General features: G+C 63.6%; 17 protein-coding genes. 11 read left to right on the top strand and 6 right to left on the bottom strand.

Annotated features, from left to right (window positions below):
- Positions 1 to 166 precede the first annotated feature (166 nt).
- Both AC5P6E_RS08820 and AC5P6E_RS08815 read right to left on the bottom strand, forming a co-directional pair.
- On the bottom strand, positions 167 to 1,021 hold the full coding sequence (locus tag AC5P6E_RS08820; RefSeq protein WP_495230881.1) for an SMP-30/gluconolactonase/LRE family protein: 855 nt from the start codon (positions 1,019 to 1,021) through the stop codon (positions 167 to 169).
- Between the two features lie 46 nt (positions 1,022 to 1,067).
- A complete protein-coding gene (locus tag AC5P6E_RS08815; RefSeq protein ID WP_495230880.1) occupies positions 1,068 to 2,792 on the bottom strand; it encodes an IlvD/Edd family dehydratase in 1,725 nt (574 codons plus the stop codon).
- 189 nt (positions 2,793 to 2,981) lie between these two features.
- Between AC5P6E_RS08815 and AC5P6E_RS08810 the strand changes: the two genes are divergently transcribed.
- A complete protein-coding gene (locus AC5P6E_RS08810; RefSeq protein ID WP_495230879.1) occupies positions 2,982 to 3,767 on the top strand; it encodes an SDR family NAD(P)-dependent oxidoreductase in 786 nt (261 codons plus the stop codon).
- 51 nt (positions 3,768 to 3,818) lie between these two features.
- Here AC5P6E_RS08810 and AC5P6E_RS08805 read toward each other — a convergent pair whose 3' ends face one another.
- Positions 3,819 to 4,769: a LysR family transcriptional regulator gene (locus AC5P6E_RS08805; protein ID WP_495230878.1), complete on the bottom strand. Its 951-nt coding sequence runs from the start codon at positions 4,767 to 4,769 to the stop codon at positions 3,819 to 3,821.
- 171 nt (positions 4,770 to 4,940) lie between these two features.
- On the opposite strand from AC5P6E_RS08805, the gene araD1 reads away from it, so the two are divergent.
- From araD1 to AC5P6E_RS08755, 10 genes are all read left to right on the top strand, one after another.
- Positions 4,941 to 5,945, top strand: a complete 1,005-nt coding sequence (araD1, locus tag AC5P6E_RS08800) for an AraD1 family protein (RefSeq protein WP_495230877.1) — start codon at positions 4,941 to 4,943, stop codon at positions 5,943 to 5,945.
- 39 nt (positions 5,946 to 5,984) lie between these two features.
- On the top strand, positions 5,985 to 7,415 hold the full coding sequence (locus AC5P6E_RS08795) for an aldehyde dehydrogenase family protein (protein WP_495230920.1): 1,431 nt from the start codon (positions 5,985 to 5,987) through the stop codon (positions 7,413 to 7,415).
- A gap of 94 nt (positions 7,416 to 7,509) precedes the next feature.
- Entirely contained in the window at positions 7,510 to 8,484 is a 975-nt protein-coding gene (locus tag AC5P6E_RS08790) for an ABC transporter substrate-binding protein (protein WP_495230876.1), read from the top strand.
- Between the two features lie 10 nt (positions 8,485 to 8,494).
- Positions 8,495 to 10,021 carry a sugar ABC transporter ATP-binding protein gene (locus AC5P6E_RS08785; RefSeq protein ID WP_495230875.1) on the top strand — a complete coding sequence of 509 codons (1,527 nt, stop codon included), beginning with the start codon at positions 8,495 to 8,497 and terminating at the stop codon, positions 10,019 to 10,021.
- Entirely contained in the window at positions 10,021 to 11,100 is a 1,080-nt protein-coding gene (locus AC5P6E_RS08780; protein ID WP_495230874.1) for an ABC transporter permease, read from the top strand. Before AC5P6E_RS08785 ends, AC5P6E_RS08780 begins: the two co-directional genes overlap by 1 nt.
- Positions 11,097 to 12,110, top strand: coding sequence for a galactofuranose ABC transporter, permease protein YjfF (gene yjfF, locus AC5P6E_RS08775; RefSeq protein WP_495230873.1), 1,014 nt, complete (start codon positions 11,097 to 11,099; stop codon positions 12,108 to 12,110). The genes AC5P6E_RS08780 and yjfF overlap by 4 nt, the downstream gene beginning before the upstream one ends.
- Positions 12,110 to 14,068, top strand: a complete 1,959-nt coding sequence (locus AC5P6E_RS08770; RefSeq protein WP_495230872.1) for a glycoside hydrolase family 127 protein — start codon at positions 12,110 to 12,112, stop codon at positions 14,066 to 14,068. The genes yjfF and AC5P6E_RS08770 overlap by 1 nt, the downstream gene beginning before the upstream one ends.
- Positions 14,069 to 14,252: 184 nt before the next feature.
- Entirely contained in the window at positions 14,253 to 15,659 is a 1,407-nt protein-coding gene (locus AC5P6E_RS08765) for an MFS transporter (protein WP_495230871.1), read from the top strand.
- Entirely contained in the window at positions 15,656 to 16,606 is a 951-nt protein-coding gene (locus AC5P6E_RS08760) for a glycoside hydrolase family 43 protein (RefSeq protein WP_495230870.1), read from the top strand. Before AC5P6E_RS08765 ends, AC5P6E_RS08760 begins: the two co-directional genes overlap by 4 nt.
- Positions 16,603 to 17,670: an arabinan endo-1,5-alpha-L-arabinosidase gene (locus tag AC5P6E_RS08755; RefSeq protein WP_495230869.1), complete on the top strand. Its 1,068-nt coding sequence runs from the start codon at positions 16,603 to 16,605 to the stop codon at positions 17,668 to 17,670. Before AC5P6E_RS08760 ends, AC5P6E_RS08755 begins: the two co-directional genes overlap by 4 nt.
- Positions 17,671 to 17,774: 104 nt before the next feature.
- On the opposite strand, the gene AC5P6E_RS08750 is transcribed toward AC5P6E_RS08755, so the two are convergent.
- From AC5P6E_RS08750 to AC5P6E_RS08740, 3 genes are all read right to left on the bottom strand, one after another.
- A complete protein-coding gene (locus tag AC5P6E_RS08750) occupies positions 17,775 to 18,761 on the bottom strand; it encodes a hypothetical protein (RefSeq protein ID WP_495230868.1) in 987 nt (328 codons plus the stop codon).
- A gap of 12 nt (positions 18,762 to 18,773) precedes the next feature.
- The gene (locus tag AC5P6E_RS08745) at positions 18,774 to 19,001 is read right to left on the bottom strand and encodes a hypothetical protein (RefSeq protein WP_495230867.1); all 228 of its coding nucleotides are present in this window, start codon (positions 18,999 to 19,001) and stop codon (positions 18,774 to 18,776) included.
- Between the two features lie 316 nt (positions 19,002 to 19,317).
- Positions 19,318 to 20,901, bottom strand: coding sequence for an alpha-N-arabinofuranosidase (locus AC5P6E_RS08740; protein ID WP_495230866.1), 1,584 nt, complete (start codon positions 20,899 to 20,901; stop codon positions 19,318 to 19,320).
- Between the last annotated feature and the right edge of the window lie 98 nt (positions 20,902 to 20,999).

The raw sequence follows: 20,999 nt of genomic DNA, 5'->3' as shown, positions 1-20,999 counted from the left end.
GGGGTATCGCCCTGCTAGGACGTGGTGCCACGCTGTTGGTCCCGCAGCTCAAGACGCTGATAGCGGCTGGGTGCGGCCGCGCAATGGCCGCCTTACCGCTCGCACTACGGTTCCTTCTATCGTTTAAGCCCCGAATGTTGAGTTGAATGCAACAGGCAAGCTGGCTTCACCCAGCGAAGGTAGCGGCTTGCGGACCATCGATCTCAAGCTCCACAGCAAACAGCCCACCAGCCAAAGGCTGGTCCTTCAACTGGTCAGGGGTCAGATCGCTACGTGCGCTGGTGATGTAAAGCGTGCGTAAGTCCTTGCCGCCGAAGCAGGCGCTGGTGATGAATTGCGTCGGCAGGGCTACTTGGCCAACAAGCGCTCCGGTGCCGTCGTGGCGCGTGATCTTCGAGCCACCCCAGCGGGCAATCCAGATGCAGCCCGCACTGTCGGTGACCATGCCATCGGGGGCGCCGTCGGCTTCATCGTGCTGCAGCCAGAGTTCGGCAGGTCCCAGCTCGCCAGTGTGCGGATCAAATGCGTGACGCCAGGTACGCAGAGCACCAGTTTCGTTGAGGAACATCTGAGCGCCGTCAGCCGACCAGACTGGACCATTGCTGATATGGATGTCGTCGCGCATCCGTTTGCAGCGTCCCTCATGATAGCGATACAGGGCACCCGTCGCCGCTGCGCACTGGAAGTCAGTACTGCCGATCCACCAGCGCCCGGCCGCATCGCACTTGCCATCATTCAAGCGATTGTTCGGCCGCTCTGGCTCGGGGCGATGCAGACGCTGGAAATCTCCAGTTTCTGGATCGAACAGGGCCAGGTCATGGCGCAGGCTGACCAGCAGGCCCGCATGGTCCCTGCGCTCTGCCAGCGCCGTGATTTCCTCTTCGAACGACCAGCTTCTGCACTGTCCATCGGCTGGGCGATAGCGGTGCAAGCGACGGCCCAGGATGTCAACGAAGTAGACCGCCTGTTCGCGCACCGACCAGGTAGCGCCTTCGCCGAGCGTAGCGTCCAGGGGCCACACGCACGTCGCCTGGGCTGTGGGGGGGAGGGAGGGTGACGTCATGGGATCAGTGTGAGTCGCGGGTGACGCTATGACCGCTTCCACCGACGAGGATGTCAAGGTCGGCGCCCAGATGCGCCTGCTGCACATGGTCGACGTAGAGCTTGGCCCAGCCGCGGGTCGGCGCGGGCGGCGGCACCCACAGCGCACGTCGCCTTTCCAGTTCGACATCGTCCACATCCAGGTGCAGGCGACGGTTGGGCACGTCCAGTTCGATGAAGTCTCCGTTCTGCACCAGTGCCAGCGTGCCGCCGGCAGCGGCTTCGGGCGAGGTGTGCAGTACAACGGTCCCGTAGGCGGTGCCGCTCATGCGCGCGTCGGAAATCCGGATCAGGTCGGTAATACCACGCTTGAGCAGCTTCGGTGGAAGCGGCATGTTGCCTACCTCGGCCATGCCCGGATAGCCGCGCGGTCCGCAGTTCTTCAGCACCATGATGCAGGTTTCATCGATGTCCAGCGCTTCATCATCGATGCGCGCCTTGAGATCTTCGATGTTCTCGAACACCACCGCGCGACCGCGGTGCTGCAGCAGGTGGGGCGAGGCGGCCGATGGCTTGATCACCGCGCCATTCGGCGCGAGGTTGCCGTGGATAACCGCGATGCCCGCTTCGGGCTTGAACGGCTGATCCAGCGGACGGATCACATCGCGGTTCCAACACGGCGCGTCGGCCACGTTTTCGCCGAGCGTGCGCCCGTTGGCCGTGATGGCGTCCAGGTCTAGGTACGGTGCGATTTCGCGCAGCACGGCGGGCAATCCGCCGGCATAGTAAAAGTCTTCCATCAGATACTTGCCCGATGGCTTGAGGTTGACCAGGCAGGGCAGGCGCGAGCCCAGGCGGTCCCAGTCTTCCAGGTCCAGCTTCACACCAAGCCTCGCGGCCAGCGCCAGCAGGTGCATCACCGCATTGGTGGAGCCGCCGATGGCAGCGTTGGCCTTGATTGCGTTTTCAAACGCCGAACGGGTGAGAATGCTGGACATCACCTGATCTTCCTCGACCATCTCCACGATGCGTCGACCCGTCAGGTGGGCCAGGCGGAATCGGCGCGAATCCACGGCCGGGATGGCGGCGTTTTCAGGCAGCGACATGCCCAGGGCTTCAACCATGCTTGCCATCGTGGAGGCGGTGCCCATGGTCATGCAGCTGCCCTTCGAGCGCTGCATGCTGGCTTCGGCTTCAACGAACTCCCTCTGGCTGAGTTCACCGGCACGAACCATCTCCGACATCTCGATGACCCCGGTGCCAGAGCCCACCGGGTTGCCCCGCCAGTTGCCCGACAGCGACGGGCCACCGGAGAGACCGATGGTAGGCAGGTCGACACTGGCCGCACCCATCAGCAGCGAGGGCGTGGTCTTGTCACAGCCCATCAGCAGTACGACGCCATCAAGCGGGTTGGCGCGGATCGATTCTTCCACGTCCATGCTGACCAGGTTGCGGAACAGCATTGCGGTCGGCTTGACCTGGGTTTCGCCCAGCGACATCACCGGGAACTCCACCGGCAGACCACCGGCTTCCCAGACGCCACGCTTCACATGCTCGGCCAGTTCGCGGAACGAGGCGTTGCACGGGGTTAGCTCGGACCAGGTGTTGCAGATACCGATGACGGGGCGGCCATCGAAGACATCGTGGGGTAGACCGAGGCTCTTGAGCCAGCTGCGGTAGTAGAAACCTTGCTTGCCTTCCCGGCCGAACCAGTCCTGGCTGCGGCGTTTTGCCTGTTTCGGTGAGCCCATGGGAGCGTGGATCCTTGCGACGAGGTGGAGCGGGGGATGTTCGGTTGATCGATGCGGATGAGCCGACAACGGATCGCTTTACGGGAGCGGATGCTACAGGGCATATTGATGCGGTAAAAATGAAAGTATCGCCAAAATCCATATATAAATAGTTATCAATAGGCATGTATTTAAGTGGAGGCTTGCTCAGTGTTCATTGATCCATCTCCGGCCATCGCGCCGCAGTACCCCGACCTGCAGGGAAGAACCGTGTTCATTACCGGCGGTGGCAGTGGCATCGGTGCGGCGATGGTGGAGGCCTTCGCGCGGCAGGGTGCGCGCGTGGCCTTCATCGACATCGACGAGACGGCCAGCTCAGCGTTGGCGGCGAGGTTGCAGGCAGAGGGGGTAGCAGCGCCGTGGTGGCGCCGCTGTGATGTCGTTGACGTGGCGGCGCTGCAGCAGGCCATCGCTGATGCCGGCGCCGCGCTGGGTGATGTGCACACGCTGATCAACAACGTTGGCAGTGATGATCGCCACGCCTTGGCCGAGGTGACGCCGGAGTACTGGGAGCGCCGCATCGCCATCAACCAGCGTCCGGCATTCTTTGCCATCCAGGCGGTGTTGCCGGGCATGCAGCGCCTCGGTGGTGGATCGGTGGTCAACCTGGGATCCACCGGCTGGCAGACCAAGACCGGTGGTTACCCGGTGTATGCCACGGCCAAGTCATCGGTGCAGGGGCTGACGCGCGGCCTGGCGCGCGAGCTGGGCCAGCAGCGTATCCGCATCAACATGCTCACCCCGGGCTGGGTGATGACCGAGCGCCAGGTTGAGCTGTGGTTGGATGAGGCTGGAGAGCAGGAACTACAGCGTAACCAGTGCCTTCCGGACAAAGTGGTGCCAGCCGACATCGCGGCAATGGCCTTGTTCCTGTCCTCCGATCAGTCGCGTGCGTGCACCGCGCAGGAGTTTGTGGTTGACGCCGGCTGGTCCTGAGTTCGACCGTTGTTGGCCGGTGCCCGCAACAGGCACCGGCTCTGCCGCCGGTCAGGCCGGCGGTAGACCGTAGACCTCATTGGCAGCCTGCCTGATCGCTTGGAGCACGTTGGTCGCGCCGGGCGACAGCAGCCAGTCGCTGCGGGTGATGATGCCGAACGAATCCATCCGGCACGACAGTTCCACCGGCACCACCTCGACCATGCCGAACTCGGCGTAGTGGCGGGCGACGTCGGTGGGAACCACGGCCAGATAATCGCCCTGCTGCAGCATCTTGGTGAGGAACACCAGAGCGGCGGTGCCGATTACCTGCCGGGGCGGCTCCAGCCCGGCGCTCTGGAACATCAGCTCGAACCGGTGGCGCAGCACGCTGCCGACGGGCGGCACGATCCAGCCGTGCGCGGCAAGGTCGCGCAGGCCAGGTTTCCTGACCTGGAAGATCGGATGGCCACGGCGGGCAATGGCGCAGACGTCTTCTTCGGCCAGGGCCTCGTAATGCAGCTGGCTCTTGTCATGCTGGGCGAACAAGCGCGAGACCAGGAAGTCCACGCGGTTCTGCGATAGCCGCTCCAGCAACACGTCGCTGCTTTCCACCAGCACTGACAGGCGCAGATCGGGGTGCTGTTCGGTGACCCGCGCGAGTGCGGTGGGCAGAAGGGTGACAGATGGCCCGGAAATGGTGCCGATGGAAACCTGGCCCGCATGGCCGCTGCGCAACGCTTCGATTTCAGCGCCCGCTTCGCCGAGGCTGGCCAGCGCGATGCGCGCATGGCGGATCATGCTTTCGCCATACCAGGTGGCGCGCATGCCGCGCGGCAGCCGCTCGAACAGCGGTACCCCGATCATGTCTTCCAGATCCTTGAGCAGCTTGGAGGCGGCAGGCTGGGACATGTTCAGCACTTCAGCAGCGCGGTGGATGTTGCCTTCCTCTTCGATGGCCACCAGCAGCATCAGTTGCCGGGTTTTGAGGCGGGCGCGCACGAACCAGGGTGAGGTCTGCATGGGGCCTATGCATATCCATTTGAGTATGTTTGTTTGGCAAATGTATATTTGTTGTGTATCTGTGGCAAGGGCAGAATCGGGTCTCCGGGTCTGCTTCCGATCCGGCGCAATCCTTCGGAAGGCGGGACTGCGTCCGGAAGCCCCCGGCCTTCTTGGCTCCGGTGGAACACAATGCGATTTATCCAGCTTGTTGATGATCTAGGCGCAACGCGGGTGGGTGTGGTGCTGGCAGATGGCCTGCAGGTACGCCTGCTGGATGCGGTTGATTCCACCTATGCCCTGGCCCAGCGTGCCATTGCCGCAGGCCAGGATCTGGAAGCGGCTGCGGCGCCCTTGCTGGGCGGCGAGCTGCTGGACTATGCCGCGCTGCTGGCTGCTGGTCGCGTGCTCAGCCCCTTGCACCATCCTGACCCGGCGCACTGCCTGGTCACCGGCACAGGCCTGACCCACCTGGGCAGTGCCGCGGCACGCAATGCCATGCACCAGCAGCTGTCACAGCAGGCCGAAGCGCCGCTGACGGATTCGATGCGCATGTTCCAGGCTGGCCTGCAGGGCGGTATTCCCAGTGATGGCCAGCCCGGCGCGCAGCCGGAGTGGTTCTACAAGGGCGATGGCGCGATCGTCGTTGCCCCGGGCGAGGCCTTGCCGTCGCCGTCGTTCGCCCTGGATGGGGGTGAAGAACCGGAACTGGTCGGGCTGTACGTGATCGGTGCCGACGGTACCCCGCATCGCCTGGGCTTTGCCATTGGCAACGAGTTCTCCGATCACGTGACCGAGCGGCAGAACTACCTGCTGCTGGCGCACTCCAAGCTGCGCGCCTGCGCCGTCGGTCCGGAGCTGCGCAGTGGCACGTTGCCGGCCGATCTGCAGGGCAGCAGCCGCATCCGTCGCAATGGCGAAGTGGTCTGGGAAAAGCCCTTCGTCACTGGCGAAGCCAACATGTGCCACTCGCTGGCCAATCTCGAATACCACCATTTCAAGTATCCGGGCCATCGCCGTCCGGGTGACGTGCACCTGCACTTCTTCGGCACCGCCACGCTGAGTTTTGCCGACAACGTGCGCGCCGAAGAAGGCGATGTTTTTGAAATCGAACTGCCGGCGCTCGGCGCAGCACTCGTCAATCCGCTGCGCGGTGAACCCGCCAGCTTCGCCCTCGGTGGCGTTGGCGCGCTCTGAGCGGCAACAGTCAAAGCAACAGGAGATCGTTCCGTGAACATGCGTTTCCAGAGTTACATCAATGGCCAGTGGATCGAAGGCAACAGCGAAGGCGTCGATGAAAATCCGTCCGACCTGGGCGCGCCGGTCGGTGCCTATGGCAGCGTCGACGCTGCACTGACCTCGCAGGCGGTGGAAGCCGCCGCCGCTGCTGCGCCCGCCTGGGGCTTGAGCAATCCGCAGCAGCGTGCCGACATCCTTGATGCGATCGGCAGCGAGATCATTGCCCGCCGCGAAGAGCTCGGCCGCCTGCTGGCGCTGGAAGAGGGCAAGACCCTGGGGGAAAGCATCGGCGAGGCCACCCGTGCCGGGCAGATCTTCAAGTTCTTTGCCGGTGAGGCGCTGCGCATTCCGGGCGAACGTCTGGCCAGCACCCGTCCGGGCGTGGACGTGGAAATCACCCGTGAGCCGGTCGGTGTCGTCGGCATCATCGCGCCGTGGAACTTCCCGTTGGCGATCCCGGCGTGGAAGATCGCTCCGGCGTTGGCGTACGGCAACACCGTGGTTTTCAAGCCGGCCGAGATCGTGCCGGGCTGCGCCTGGGCGATCGCGGAGATCATCAGCCGTACCGGCCTGCCCGAGGGTGTGTTCAACATGGTGCTCGGTGCTGGCCGCGTGGTTGGTCAGGCAATGGTGGAGCATCCGAAGCTGGACGCGCTGACTTTCACCGGTTCGGTGGGCACTGGCAATGCGCTGCATCGCCAGGCCGCTGCGCGCGGGCTGAAGATCCAAATGGAAATGGGTGGCAAGAATCCGTTGGTGGTGCTGGCTGATGCCGACCTCGACAAGGCCGTGGAATGTGCGGTCAATGGCGCGTTCTTCTCCACCGGCCAGCGCTGCACTGCCTCCAGCCGCCTGATTGTCGAAGAAAGCATCCACGATGCCTTCGTTAAGCGCGTGCAGGAGCGTCTGGCGCAGATCAAGGTCGGCAATCCGCTTGACAGCAGCGTGCACATTGGTCCGGTGGCAAGCGAGGCGCAGCTGGAAACCGATTTGGCCTACATCCGTGCCGGCCACGAAGACGGCGGCCAGCTGCTGTTTGGTGGTGAACAGGTGCAGTGCGCGACCGAAGGTCACTTCCTGGCACCCACCCTGTTTGCTGCCGAGGCCAACCATCGCATCGCCCGCGAAGAGATCTTCGGGCCTGTGGCGGCGGTTCTGCGCGCACGTGACTACGACCATGCGCTTGCACTGGCCAACGACACCGAGTTCGGTCTGTGTGGTGGCATCGTCACCACCTCACTGAAGTACGCCACCCACTTCAAGCGCAACGCACAGGTTGGCATGGTGATGGTCAACCTGCCCACTGCAGGTGTGGACCCGCACGTGCCGTTCGGCGGCCGCAAGGGCTCCAGCTATGGTCCGCGGGAGCAGGGCCGTTACGCGGTGGAGTTCTACACCACGGTCAAGACCGCCTACACCGCGGCTTGAATCAGTCCGGCAGGCGGAAGGGGCCTGCCGGCACATCACGCACGTTGGCTGGAGGGCCGCGTGCGTGATGGCCTGGAAATCTGAGGGAGGGAAGATGGATACCAAACGTTTCGTTCTGGGTGCCGTGCTGGGCGCGTGCGCACTGCTGGGCGGTTGCGGCGGCAATGACAAGGGCGGTGCCCAAACCGCGCAGGCCACCATCGGCTTCAGTCAGGTGGGTGCGGAAAGCGAATGGCGAACCGCCAATACCCGCTCGGTCAAGGAAGGCCTGGAAGCGGCGGGCTTCCGCCTGAAGTTCTCCGATGCCCAGCAGAAGCAGGAAAACCAGATCAAGGCGATCCGTTCGTTCATCGCCCAGCGTGTGGACGTCATCGCGTTCTCGCCGGTGGTCGAGTCGGGCTGGGAAAACGTGTTGCGCGAAGCCAAGGCGGCCAACATTCCGGTGGTGCTGACCGATCGTGCAGTCAAGGTGTCCGATCCCTCGCTGTACACCTCACTGATTGGCTCGGATTTCGTCGAAGAAGGCCGCCGTGCAGGGCGTTGGCTGCTTGAAGACCGCAAGGACCACGAGGGCCCGGTTCGCATCGCCGAGCTGCAGGGCACGGTGGGTTCGGCGCCGGCCAATGACCGCATGAAGGGCTTCCACGAAATCATCGAGGCTGACCCGCGCTTCACCGTGGTGCGCTCGCAGAGCGGCGATTTCACCCGCGCGCGGGGCAAGGAAGTGATGGAAGCGTTCCTGAAGTCCGAAGGCCGCAACATCGATGTGTTGTTTGCCCACAACGACGACATGGCGATTGGCGCCATCCAGGCCATCGAAGAGGCCGGCCTCAAGCCGGGGCAGGACATCCGCATCGTCTCCATCGATGGGGTGCGCGGGGCCTTCGAGGCGATGAAGGCGGGCAAGCTCAATGCCACCGTTGAGTGCAACCCCTTGTTCGGCAACCAGCTGGCCGGGCTGCTGGCCGACGTGGTGGCCGGCAAGCCGGTGCCGCAACGTGTGGTGGTCGAGGAAGGCGTGTTCACCCAGGACCAGGCTGCCGCCGAACTCCCGCGACGCGGTTACTGAGGAAGCGCCGGTGATTCCTGATCACGGCAATGCCGTGCCTGTCCTGCAGGCACGAGGGATCGGCAAGCGCTTTGCTGGCACGGTCGCGTTGGAGGAGGTGGACCTGTGCCTGCGTGCAGGTGAGATCCATGCGCTGATGGGCCAGAACGGGGCCGGCAAGTCCACCCTGATCAAGGTGATTACCGGCGTCATTGCCGGCGATCAGGGGCAGATTCTGCTTGGCGGCCAGCCGATTGCACCGGCGACCCCGGTTCAGGCGCAGGACCTGGGCATCAGCACGGTGTACCAGGAAGTGAACCTGTGCCCAAACCTGTCCGTGGCCGAGAACATCTTCGCTGGTCGCTATCCACGTCGCTTCGGCCTGGTTGACTGGGCGAAGATCAATGCGCATGCCGAAGCGGTACTGCAGGGCGTAGGCGTGCAGGTGGACGTGCGCAGCCCATTGGGCAGCCATCCGGTGGCAATACAGCAGATGGTGGCGATTGCCCGCGCTGTGGACGTGTCCGCGCGCGTGTTGATCCTCGATGAGCCGACCTCAAGCCTGGACGAGGATGAGGTGCAGGAACTGTTCCGCGTGATGCGGCAGCTGCGCGCACAAGGCATGGCGATTCTGTTCGTGACCCACTTCCTCGATCAGGTGTATGCGGTCAGTGATCGCATCACCGTGCTGCGCAACGGCCGGTTGGTGGGTGAGTACCTGGCCACGGCGCTACCGCAGGCGGCGCTGGTATCGGCCATGGTCGGGCGCGAGGTTGCGCTGGCCGGGGGCCGCAAGGCGGACGCTGCTGCTCTCAGGCAGGGCGCTGCGGTGATCGAGCTGCAGGGATTGGCGCGCCGAGGTGCACTTCAGCCGGTTTACCTGACCATCCACGAGGGTGAAGTGCTTGCGCTGGCCGGCCTGCTCGGGTCGGGGCGCACTGAGCTGGCCCGTCTCCTGTTCGGCCTTGATCGCCCTGAAGCGGGCGAGCTGCGGCTGGACGGTGCGGCCAGGCAGTGGCGGCATCCGGCCGATGCCATTGCGGCCGGCATCGCCTTGTGCCCGGAAGAACGCAAGACCGAGGGCATCGTGGCCGAGCTCAGCGTGCGCGAGAACATCATTCTGGCCCTGCAGGCGCGGCAAGGTTGGACCCGCGCGCTTGCGCCGGCAGAACAGCGGCGGCTGGCCAGCCATTGGGTACAAGCGCTGGGGATCAAGACCGCCGATATCGACACACCGATCGGCCTGCTCTCCGGTGGCAACCAGCAGAAGGTGGTGCTGGCACGCTGGCTGTTGACCGAACCGCGCCTGCTGGTGCTCGACGAGCCCACCCGCGGCATCGACATCGCAGCCAAGCAGGAAATCATGGGCGAAGTCGCGCGACTGGCCGGGCAGGGCATGGCTGTGCTGTTCATCTCGGCCGAGATCGAAGAACTGACCCGCCTCGGTGATCGCATCGCGGTCCTGCGCGAGCGCCACATGGCCGGCGTTCTGCCTGCTGGCAGCAGCCAGGCGCAGGTGCTGGAACTCATTGCCGGGCACGAGACGAGGGCCGCCTGATGTCTGCTTCTTCTTCCCGTACTGACCACGCGATCGCGGCACCCCCTGCGGCATGGCGCAACGTGATTTCCTGGCCGCTGTTCTGGCCGCTGCTGACCTTGCTGCTGCTGTTGGCAGGCAATGGGCTGTTCAACCCCGGGTTCCTGCAGCTGCAATGGCGGGACGGACATCTGTACGGCAACCTGATCGACATCCTCAACCGCGCCGCGCCGCTGATGCTGGTGGCGATGGGCATGACCCTGGTCATCGCCGTACGCGGGCTGGACATCTCAGTGGGCGCGGTAGTGGCCATCGCCGCCACCGTGGCGACCTGGACGCTGGGCCACGTGCTGGCGGCGGGCCTGGGTGGGCCCTGGCCCGTGCTGCTGGCCATCGCTGCTGCCTTGCTGGCGGCACTGCTGTGTGGGCTCTGGAACGGTGCCCTGGTGGTCAAGGCCGGCATGCAGCCGATCATCGCCACGCTGGTGCTGATGGTGGCAGGACGCGGTATCGCCCAGCTGATCAGTGATGGACAGATCCTCACCGTCTACTACCCGTCGTATGCCTGGCTCGGCACCGGCTTCCTGCTTGGCCTGCCCGTGCCGGTGTGGATCGCGTTGCTGGTGCTGGCAGCACTGCTGCTGCTGATTTCGCGCACCGCACTGGGCCTGTTCCTGCGCGCCATCGGCCACAACCCGGCGGCGGCCCACGGGGCCGGCATCCGTACCCGCAGCATCACCTTGGCGGTGTATGTGTTCTGTGCCTTGTGCGCCGGTATAGCCGGCCTGCTGGTCAGTGCCAACGTCAGCAGTGCCGATGCCAACAGCGCTGGCCAGTTGTTCGAGCTCGACGCGATCCTCGCGGTCAGCCTGGGCGGCACCTTGCTCAGTGGTGGCCGCTTCAGCCTGGCCGGCAGTGCGATCGGTGCGCTGATCATCCAGACCCTCACCTCGACCATCTATGCCATCGGCGTGCCACCGCAGGTCAACCTCCTGGTCAAGGCGTTGCTGGTATTTGCGGTGATGCTGCTGCAATCCAGCGAGTTCCGCAACGGCGTACGCAGCGTGCTCGCGCGCGGTGGCAAGGGAGGCAGCCGATGAGCGCCATTGGCAACCCGGTGCTGCCTGCACCCCGTGCGCGCCGCTGGCAGGCGGCACACCTGCCGCTGATGGTGACCATCGCCCTGTTCGTGGCGATGTCGCTGGCCGGCGGCATGATGTTCGATGGCTTCCTGTCACCGCAGGTGTTTGCCAATCTGCTCATTGACAATGGCTTCCTGCTGATCGTCGCCGTCGGCATGACATTCGTGATCCTGGCCGGCGGCATCGACCTCTCTGTAGGCGCGGTGCTGGCCTTTTCCACTGTATTGCTGGCCGAGCTGGTGCAGCGCCACGGTTGCCCGCCGCTGCTGGCGATTGCTCTGGTCCTCTCGCTGGGCACCGGCTTCGGTGCGCTGATGGGCTGGTTGATCCAACGCTATATGCTGGCACCGTTCGTGGTGACGCTGGCAGGCATGTTCCTCGCGCGCGGCGCGGCAACCCTGCTCAGTGTTGATTCGATCAACATCGACCAACCGTTACTGGTGAGCTTGGCGAGCGTTCGTGTGCCGGTGCTGCCGGGCGCATCACTTACCCTTGGCGCCGGCATCGCCCTCGCGGTAGTGCTGGCCGGTGTGTTGCTGGCCGTCTGGACCCGGTTTGGCCGCGCGGTCTACGCAGTGGGCGGAAACCCTGCCTCCGCGCGGCTGATGGGGCTGCCTGTGCGCGGTACCGTGGTTTCGGTGTATGCGCTGAGCGGCTTCTGCGCCGCGCTGGCCGGCGTGGTCTATGCGTTGTACATGCTGTCCGGCTACAGCCAGCACGCACTGGGCCTGGAACTGGATGCCATCGCAGCCGTGGTGATCGGCGGCACGCTTCTGTCCGGTGGTTGCGGCTACGTCGCAGGCACGCTGTTCGGCGTGTTGATCCTGGGCCAGATCCAGACCTTGATTGTGTTCGACGGGACGCTCAGCTCCTGGTGGACACGCATTGCCGTTGGCGTGCTGCTGCTGGTGTTCTGCCTGCTGCAACGCGCGCTGGCCGCTGGCCGCAGCCCAAAGGGAGAGTATTGATGAGCACCGATGACACGCAGGCGTCCTCCGGACATGGCTGGAGCCGTCGCGACATCCTGCAGGCAGGTGCGGCCTGTGCCGCTGCCATCACGGCCTCGGCAGCGTTGCCTGCGTCGGCTGCGGTGACTGCCACGCCGGCAGCACCGGCACGCCATGCGACGGTGCAGTGGCAGGAGCAGCCGTTCACACTGGGCCAGGTCACTCTAGGGGACGGGCCTTTCCTGCAGGCCAAGCAGCGCAACCGTCGCTTCCTGATGTCGTTGCCCAATGAGCGCCTGTTGCACAGCTTCCGTGTCACCGCAGGCCTTCCTTCCAGCGCCGAGCCGCTGGGTGGCTGGGAGTCTCCACACTGCGAAATCCGCGGCCACTTCAGCGGCGGCCACTACCTCTCTGCCTGTGCTCTGCTGGTGGCCTCCACTGGCGACGAGGCGCTCAAGCGCAAGGCAGATGCGCTGGTCGACGGCCTGGCGCAGTGCCAGGCCGCCGACGGCTATCTCGGTGCATACCCGAGCGAGTTCTACGATCGGCTGGCCGCAGGCACCGAGGTGTGGGTGCCGATCTACACCCTGCACAAGATCATCGCTGGCCACCTGGACATGGCGCGCCACTGCGAAAACGCGCAGGCAATGCAGACTGCGATCCGCCTGGCCAACTGGCTCGGGACGTGGATGGATCAGTTCGATGACGCGCGCTGGCTGGACATCCTGAAAGTGGAGTTCGGCGGCGTACACGAATCGCTACTGGAGCTGTATCTGCAGACAGGCAGGGAGGACTACCTCCGTTGGGCCGCCCGCTACGACCAGCCCAGCCTGTTGCAGCCGCTCCGCGAGCGGCGTGACGCCCTGGACGGGCTGCATGCCAATACCCAGATTTCCAAGATTGTAGCCAGTGCCCGTGCGTACGAAGTGACTGGCGACCAGGCGCAGCGTGGCCTGGCTGAGTACTTCTGGCAGCAGGTGGTGGCGCACCATACGTACTGCACCGGTGGCACCAGCGACTACGAGCACTTCGGCCGCCCCGGCCACCTGGCCGGTCGCCTCAGTGGCCACAGCCACGAGTGCTGCTGCAGCTACAACATGCTCAAGCTGAGCCGCCACCTGCATGGCTGGAAGCCCGACGCACGCTACATGGATTACTACGAGCGGGTGATGTTCAACGCGCGCCTGGGCACCCAGGATGCCAGCGGCATGATGATGTACTTCGTGCCCATGGATGCCGGCTACCGGAAACTGTTCAATACACCCGATGCCTCCTTCTGGTGCTGTACGGGCACGGGGGCCGAGGAGTTCGCCAAGGCACAGGACACCATCTATTTCCACGGCGATGCCGGGCTCAGCGTCAACCTGTACATCGCTTCGCGGCTGGACTGGCCCGAACGTGGCCTGCGCCTGACCCAGCAGACCCGTTTCCCGGAAGAGCAGGGCAGCACGCTGCGCTTTGAGCTGCGTAAACCGCAGCAGCTGACCCTGCGCCTGCGCATTCCCGGCTGGGCAACCGGCGCGCGGCTGCGCCTGAACGGCGTGCTGCAGGATCTGCCGTTGCAGCCTGGCAGCTATGCCAGCCTGCAGCGCCGCTTTGTCGATGGTGATGTGGTGCAACTGGAACTGCCGATGGCGCTGCACGCTGCACCGCTGCCGGATGAGCCCAGCCTGCAGGCCATGATGTTCGGACCGCTGGTGCTGGCCGCGCGCATGGGCACAGACGGCATTCCCGCTGCGCAGTTGCACGTGTCCGATCAGCGCCCCTCGCTCAACCGGATCCATGGCCAGCAGTTGCCAACGGTCTACCAGCAGGGCGACGCCGCTTGGGCCACCGCACGGCCCGGGCAAGCCCTGGTGTTCGAGGCCGAAGGCATCGATGGCACGCTGGAGCTGGTGCCGTTCCATCAGATCCTGCATGAGCGTTACTCCGTGCATCTGCGCGTGCGCCCGAAGTGGGAGAAGCTGCCTCAGTTCTGATCCACCGTCGCGGCCCGCCGTTGGTCGCATTCGCAGCAGGCGGGGAAGCGGATATTCTCGCCATCCATGCAGGCCAGAGCCGGAACAGAGTCCCTTGAAATGAGCTGAACAACGAAAGAATGCTCCGGCGTGGAGGGCACGGCCGAGGCAAGCCAAGCAATGCAGGAGCTCAAGAGGAGGGCGCATGCAGAACCAGAAGTTGAGCGTGGTCGAGAAGATCGGCTACGGTGCCGGCGATATGGCGGTGAACGTGGTCATCTCGTCGATGATGTTGATCATCACGTTCTTCTACACCGACATCTATGGCCTGAAGCCCACCGATGTGGCGCTGCTGTTCATCGTGGTCCGGCTGATCGATGCGTTTGCCGACCCGCTGATGGGCGTGTTCACCGACCGCCACACGACACGCTGGGGTCGCTACCGGCCGTACTTCCTGATCATGGCGGTGCCTTTCGGTATTTCGGTGTTCCTGACCTTCACCACGCCTGACCTCTCGTACAACCTGAAACTGGCCTGGGCCTACGCGACGTACCTGCTGGTTATGCTGATCTTCACCGCGGTGACCATTCCGTACATCTCGTTGATCGGCGTGTTGACCGCCGATCCGCAGCAGCGCCTCTCCGCCAATGGCTACCGGCTGTTCTTCGCCAAGGTGGCCGCGTTCCTGGTCACCATCGTGGTACCGCAGCTGGCGGTGGTCTGGAGCAGCGGCGGCAACCTCGCGGACGGCTACAAATGGGCGATGGGCCTGATGGGGCTGATGGCCACCGTGCTGTTCCTGTTCTGCTTTGCCAGCACCCGGGAGCGGATCCAGCACGAGGTGGACCGCAAACCGATACGCGAGCAGATCAAGCTGCTGCTGCGCAACGACCAGTGGCTGGTACTCGGCGCGGTCTGCGTGATCGGTACCATCGGCTACGTGATCCGTGGTTCGGTGGCGGCCTATTACGCGAAGTACTTCCTTGGCGGTGATGCGGCGCTGATGTCTGCGTTCATGGCGACCGGCGTGGTCGCGGCGATCCTGGCGATGGTAGCCTCGACTTGGATCACCAAGGTGTACTGCAAGATCAAGCTGTTCCGCTATAGCCAGTTGGCCGTCGGCCTCCTCAGCGTAGCCATGTATCTGCTGGTCAAGCCGGGCGACACCGTGTTGGCCTTCGTCCTCTACTTCCTCATCTGCTTCGTGGTCGATCTGCATGCGCCGGTGTTCTGGTCGGCCATTGCCGAGGCGGTGGATTACGGCCATGCCCGCAGCGGTAAGCGCGCGGCTGGCATGTCCTTCGGCGGCATCTCGTTCTGCCAAAAGGCCGGCATGGGCGTGGCCGGTGCCATCGTCGGCGTGCTTCTGGCGGCCTTCGATTACGTGCCTGATCAGGCGCAGAGCGCACTGTCGCTGACCGGTATCGCTTTGATGCTGACCATCATCCCCGGTGCCTTCCATGCACTTATGGGGGCGCTGATGTTCCGTTACCGAATCACTGATGAGTACTACCTCACGCTCAAGGAGCAGATCGTACCCGAGCAGGCGCCAGCAGGCGGCGGACAAGCGCCACTGCCGATATCCCAACGCACCACGGAATGTATGCCATGATCCAGACCAACCCCTTCATCCTCAACCGCGCCGACCCCTTCGTGTTGCGCGAAGACGGCCACTACCACTTCACTGCATCGGTACCTGAGTACGATCGCATCGTGCTGCGTCGTGCGCCGACCCTGCCGGGGCTTGTTACAGCCGAGGAGCGCGTGCTGTGGCGTGCGCCGGCCGAAGGCGCCTGGAGCCAGTTGATCTGGGCACCGGAAGTGCATCGCTTCGAAGACGGCTGGTATGTCTACTTCGCCGCCGCGCCGACCCGCGAGATCAAGGACGCGCTGTTCCAGCACCGCATGTACGCCTTGCGTTGCGCCGATGCCGATCCGATGACCGGTACGTGGGCGTTTGCCGGCCAGGTGGATAGCGGAATTGACGCGTTCTGCCTGGATGCAACGCGTTTCCGTCTTCGCGGCCGGGATTACTACCTGTGGGCCCAGAAGCACCCGGACATCGCTGGCAACTCCAACCTGTACATCGCGCCCCTGGCCACGCCGACCACTCTGGCAGGCGAGCCGGTGCTGCTCACCAGGCCGGAACTGGACTGGGAAGTGCAGGGCTTCGCGGTCAATGAAGGTCCGGCGGTGCTGGTGCGCAACGGCAAGGTGTTCGTCACCTATTCGGCCAGCGCTACCGACGAGCGCTACGCCATGGGCCTGCTGTGGGCCGATGAGAACGCCGACTTGCTCGATCCGGCCAGCTGGAGCAAGTCGCCGGTGCCGGTGTTCAGCAGCGATTCTGAGCGCGAGGTCTTTGGTCCAGGGCACAACAGCTTTACGACCAGCGAAGACGGACGGACCGATCTGATGGTGTATCACGCACGCAACTACGTCGGCATCGAGGGAGACCCGTTGTGGAACCCCGATCGCCATGCCTGTGTGCAGCCGCTGCAGTGGGACGCTCAGGGCATGCCGGTGTTTGGCCGTCCAGTGCGGGAGGTGCAGGCATGAGGCACCGTTCGTTGGGTCTCGCCCTGTGCCTGGCCTTGGCGCTGCCGGCAGCCGATGTGCTGGCGCAGCCGGTAAGCACAGCGCAGCCAGGACACACCAACATGCTGAATGCACCGCCGGCGGCAGCCACCAATAAGGGGCCAACGTCGGACGTGCTGGCGCATGACCCGGTGATCCAGCGCCAAGGTAATACCTGGTACCTTTTCACCACCGGTCCTGGCGTCAGCGTGTGGAGTTCCAAAGACCTGAAGAAGTGGGTGCAGCAGGCACCGGTGTTCGCGCAGAGCCCTGCGTGGACGGAGCACATCGTTTCGGGTTTCAACGGCCACATCTGGGCGCCGGAAATCTCCTTCCACGATGGCGTTTACACGCTGTACTACTCGATCTCGTCCGGTGGCAAGAACACCTCGGCGATTGGCGTGGCCACCAACACCACGCTGGACCCGGCGGATCCGGCCTTCAATTGGGTGGATCACGGCACGCTGCTGCGCTCGATTCCGCAACGTGACCTGTGGAATGCCATCGACGGCAACCCGATCGACGATGTCGACGGCACGCCGTGGCTGTCGTTCGGCTCGTTCTGGGGCGGGTTGAAGCTGGTCAAGCTGGGCCCTGACCGTCGCAGCTTGGCTGAGCCGCAGGAATGGCACACCATCGCCAAGCGCGAGCGCTCGATCTTGGTAGATGATGCCGAGCCGGAACCCGCGGCACTGGAAGCGCCACATATCGTCCACCATGACGGCTGGTTCTACCTTTACCTGTCCTGGGACCATTGCTGCCGAGGCATCAAGAGCGATTACCGGGTGATGGTCGGCCGCTCACGCACCCTCCAGGGCCCGTACCTGGATCGCGACGGCAAGCGCCTGGACCAGGGCGGCGGCACCGAAGTGCTGCGCGGCAACAGCCGCTGGATCGGTCCGGGTCACAACAGCGTGCTGCGCGACGGCGGCAAGGACTACCTGGTGTTCCATGCCTACGATCCCAAGGACGATGGCCTCCCTAAGCTGCAGTTGCTGCCACTCACCTATGATCGCGAAGGTTGGCCACAGGTTTCGTTTAAGTGAGTTAGACGACCCCGCTTCGGCGGGGTTTTTCATGGGCCGCAGACACGGGCCAAGCTCATTACCCGACAGCCTTGCCGCAACGTCCTGCAGGACGTTGCGGCGCGCTAGGGCATCCTCGCAGCAGTTGCGATCAATTCATCGTAGTCCCTGAAGCTGATGAAGTCCTTCTGCTTGCAACGATCTGAAATTGCGTTCAGTGGTTGCACTCCCAAAGCGATATCTTTCAGTAGGCCTCCAACAAACTCACTGATAGCCTCGATTTGGTTCTCATGAACCACATCAAGTGAATCTTTCGGTGGTTGCCTCTTGGGGGCATTTGAGAAAGCCTCTAGAGCAGCAATTCCGTCAGATTGCTTTCCTTCTAAAAGAAGCAACACCCCCTGTAGATATCGAGCGCATGAAGAGTGGGTCGCTGTGAGTTCATCGAGCATGTTCTCTAGAGGGCGGGTGTCCTCGCTCTTCCCAATATTGAGAAGGACATCCAAACTAAAGAGGCTCATAAGGGCAAGATCGCATCCTCCATCGGCGGATACGATCTGGCATCGCAACGCTTCGGTGTGGTTGCCCATCGATGTAAGATGGGCTGCCATTTCGTAGCATGCCCCGACATGGCCCAGGTTGTGAGCCATTGATAGCCACCTCAGGCAGTTGTCATCCTTGATGCCCCTGAGTGTCGTGCCGATCCAGTACATGGCACCGACATGTCCATTGCTTGCGGCCAGCAGAATTACATTCTTCTCCGCCAGCGAAAGCGTGTGTCGCGCCATCAGAAGGGGGATGCACCTTTCATTTATGACCTGTTTGAGCTTCTTGATGAGCTCGTCCCACTCAAGTCCAAAATCGCGCTTTGAGCAGCTATTTAGATGCTTCTTGGCAGACGGGTATGGCTTGTCGGGCAGGGTGGAGTACTCAGCCTTTCTTTCAGCCTTGTAAGCGTCCGCTGTCTGTCCATTTGGCAGATAGAGGTCCTCAGTCGCAATCTCGAGGAGTGCTTCTGAGAGATCGCTGTGGAGGTGGCCAAGCCAGCGGCCTACGCTGAGAACGTAAGTCGTGCCGTTGTGCGAAACGGAAGTGGTCGTGCGATTCTTCATGGCCGCCCTTGCTTAGCTATGCGCTCGATCGCAGTATGCTTGCGCCGCGAAAACTGCTTCGCTGAAGGACATGCCAGGGTGGCGTTCCATGTAGTCAATCGCAATGTTGAGCACCAGTCGCTCGGGGCCAAGCGGGCCGGAGGCAAGCATCTTCTGCTCGGTATCAATACGCGCAAGCGTACGCCCTTTGTGCTTGCGACGTTCACGGGTGGCGAGCAGGGAAGGGATGATATCTGCCATTGTTCAGCTTCCTAGGTAAGGTGCAGGAGGCTGATGACGCTGACGCGCGGATCCACCCCCCACTGGTTCAGACAAGTGAGAAAAGAGAATCCGTAATTTGCGCGTGCGCCGACCACGAATAATGTCGTGGGGAAACGGTAGCGAACCCCCAGCGAAAGATCAAGTAGGGAGCACGCACTTGAATGCCGCCCTCAAGCTGAGGATGGCGGTCGCTTATTGTTGATGGATGCCGCGGGCGTCAGGTCGCGGCACCTACAGCGTCCATCCCTACCTCGCAGCCGGCCGGAGAGGTGCCGGCTGCGAGGTCCAACAGTCCTTACTGCAGCTTCAGCATCACGATCGCCTTGGCTGGCAGCTTCACCTGCAGCGAACCCCCACGGAGGTCTGCACCGGTAAACGCCTGCGGTACCACCGCATCGGGTTTGTCGAAGGTGTTCAACGAAGTGATCGCCGGTGCACTGAGGATCTGCCCGCTGACCGAGGAAGCCGAGGCCAAGCCATCGACCTGCACGCTCACGCTGGCCGCGTTGTCCGGATCCAGGTTGGTCAGCGCCACGTACACATGCCCATCCTTGGCCTTCACAGCCGAACCATGCACAGCCGGCACCGTGTACTTGCCGTACGTGTACTTGGGCGCCTGCAACTGCATCGGCAGATGGGTGGCGTCCTGGTACGGCTTGTACATCGCAAACACGTGATAGGTCGGCGTCAACAGCATGCGGTTGCCATCGGTGAGGATCATCGCCTGCAGCACGTTGATCATCTGCGCGATGTTGGCCATGCGCACACGGTCGGCATGCTGGGTGAAGATATCCAGCGTCAGCGAGGCCACCATCGCATCACGCAGCGTGTTCTGCTGGTGCAGGAAGCCCGGGTTGACGCCCGGCACGCCCATGTACCAGGTGCCCCATTCGTCCACGACCAGGGCAACCTTCTTCTCCGGGTCGTACTTGTCCATGATCGCGCTGTGCTTGGTGATCAGCTCGTCCATGCGCAGCGCTTCAGACAGCGTCTCGATCCAGCCGTCCTCGTCGAAGTCGGTTGAAGAGGCGCGCGGCGGCCACTGCCCGGGCACCACGTAATAATGCAGGCTCAGGCCGTCCATGAACTTGCCGGCCTCGCGCATCATCACTTCGGTCCAGTTGTAATCGTCCACGTTGGCGCCGGGGGCGATCTTCAGGATCTTCTGGTCGGCCGGTGCCTTCACGAAGGTCTGGTAGCGGCGGTAAAGATCAGCAGCGTACTCCGGACGCATGTTCCCACCGCAGCCCCACAGCTCGTTGCCCACGCCGAAGTACGGCACCTTCCAGGGCTTGTCGCGGCCATTGGCACGGCGCTCTTCGGCCAGGGTGGAGCGGGTCGGGGCGGTCATGTACTCCACCCATTGCGCCATTTCGTCGGCAGGTGCGTTGCCAACGTTGCCGGCGACGTAGGCGTCGGTGCCCAGCAGTTCGGTGAACTCCATGAACTCGTGGGTGCCGAAGGCGTTGTTCTCTTCCACGCCACCCCAGTGGGTGTTGATGCTGGTCGGGCGCTTCTCGCGCGGTCCGACGCCATCTCGCCAGTGGTACTCATCTGCGAAGCACCCTCCCGGCCAGCGCACGTTGGGCACCTCGATGGCCTTCAGTGCGGCCATCACGTCGTTGCGGTATCCGCGGGTATTGGGGATCGGTGAATCCACGCCGACCCATAGGCCGCCGTAGATGCCAGTGCCCAGGTGCTCGGCGAACTGGCCGAAGATGTGCTTGGACACCTGCGGTCCGGGTTGATCGGCCTTGAGCGTGGCACGCACCTTGACCTCGGCGGCGTTGGCGAGGCCGCTAACCAAGGCCAGCGCGGCCAGTGCGAGCGGGAGCCGGCGCAACCACGGCCGACGGTTTCCGTTTGAATTGATGGGCATCAGTGTTCCTCCTGTTGCCATTACATGCGGATCGGCAGGCCCGCCTCGGGTAGTGCACCTGGTGGGCCCGCCGACGGCCGCGGTGCAGAGTGAAAAGG

The sequence above is a fragment of the Stenotrophomonas sp. YJH_SMC_16 genome (assembly GCF_059367875.1).
Note: the sequence above shows the minus strand (reverse complement) of the source record. Positions and strands in the feature narration are given on the sequence as shown.

Bases quoted from the DNA above. Each gene is read 5' to 3' on its own strand.
- AC5P6E_RS08805 (WP_495230878.1), bottom strand. From the start codon at position 4,769: ATGCAGACCTCACCCTGGTTCGTGCGCGCCCGCCTCAAAACCCGGCAA.
- AC5P6E_RS08790 (WP_495230876.1), top strand. From the start codon at position 7,510: ATGGATACCAAACGTTTCGTTCTGGGTGCCGTGCTGGGCGCGTGCGCA.
- AC5P6E_RS08780 (WP_495230874.1), top strand. From the start codon at position 10,021: ATGTCTGCTTCTTCTTCCCGTACTGACCACGCGATCGCGGCACCCCCT.
- AC5P6E_RS08760 (WP_495230870.1), top strand. From the start codon at position 15,656: ATGATCCAGACCAACCCCTTCATCCTCAACCGCGCCGACCCCTTCGTG.
- araD1 (WP_495230877.1), top strand. From the start codon at position 4,941: ATGCGATTTATCCAGCTTGTTGATGATCTAGGCGCAACGCGGGTGGGT.
- AC5P6E_RS08755 (WP_495230869.1), top strand. From the start codon at position 16,603: ATGAGGCACCGTTCGTTGGGTCTCGCCCTGTGCCTGGCCTTGGCGCTG.
- AC5P6E_RS08750 (WP_495230868.1), bottom strand. From the start codon at position 18,761: ATGAAGAATCGCACGACCACTTCCGTTTCGCACAACGGCACGACTTAC.
- AC5P6E_RS08815 (WP_495230880.1), bottom strand. From the start codon at position 2,792: ATGGGCTCACCGAAACAGGCAAAACGCCGCAGCCAGGACTGGTTCGGC.
- yjfF (WP_495230873.1), top strand. From the start codon at position 11,097: ATGAGCGCCATTGGCAACCCGGTGCTGCCTGCACCCCGTGCGCGCCGC.
- AC5P6E_RS08740 (WP_495230866.1), bottom strand. From the start codon at position 20,901: ATGCCCATCAATTCAAACGGAAACCGTCGGCCGTGGTTGCGCCGGCTC.
- AC5P6E_RS08795 (WP_495230920.1), top strand. From the start codon at position 5,985: ATGCGTTTCCAGAGTTACATCAATGGCCAGTGGATCGAAGGCAACAGC.
- AC5P6E_RS08770 (WP_495230872.1), top strand. From the start codon at position 12,110: ATGAGCACCGATGACACGCAGGCGTCCTCCGGACATGGCTGGAGCCGT.
- AC5P6E_RS08745 (WP_495230867.1), bottom strand. From the start codon at position 19,001: ATGGCAGATATCATCCCTTCCCTGCTCGCCACCCGTGAACGTCGCAAG.
- AC5P6E_RS08765 (WP_495230871.1), top strand. From the start codon at position 14,253: ATGCAGAACCAGAAGTTGAGCGTGGTCGAGAAGATCGGCTACGGTGCC.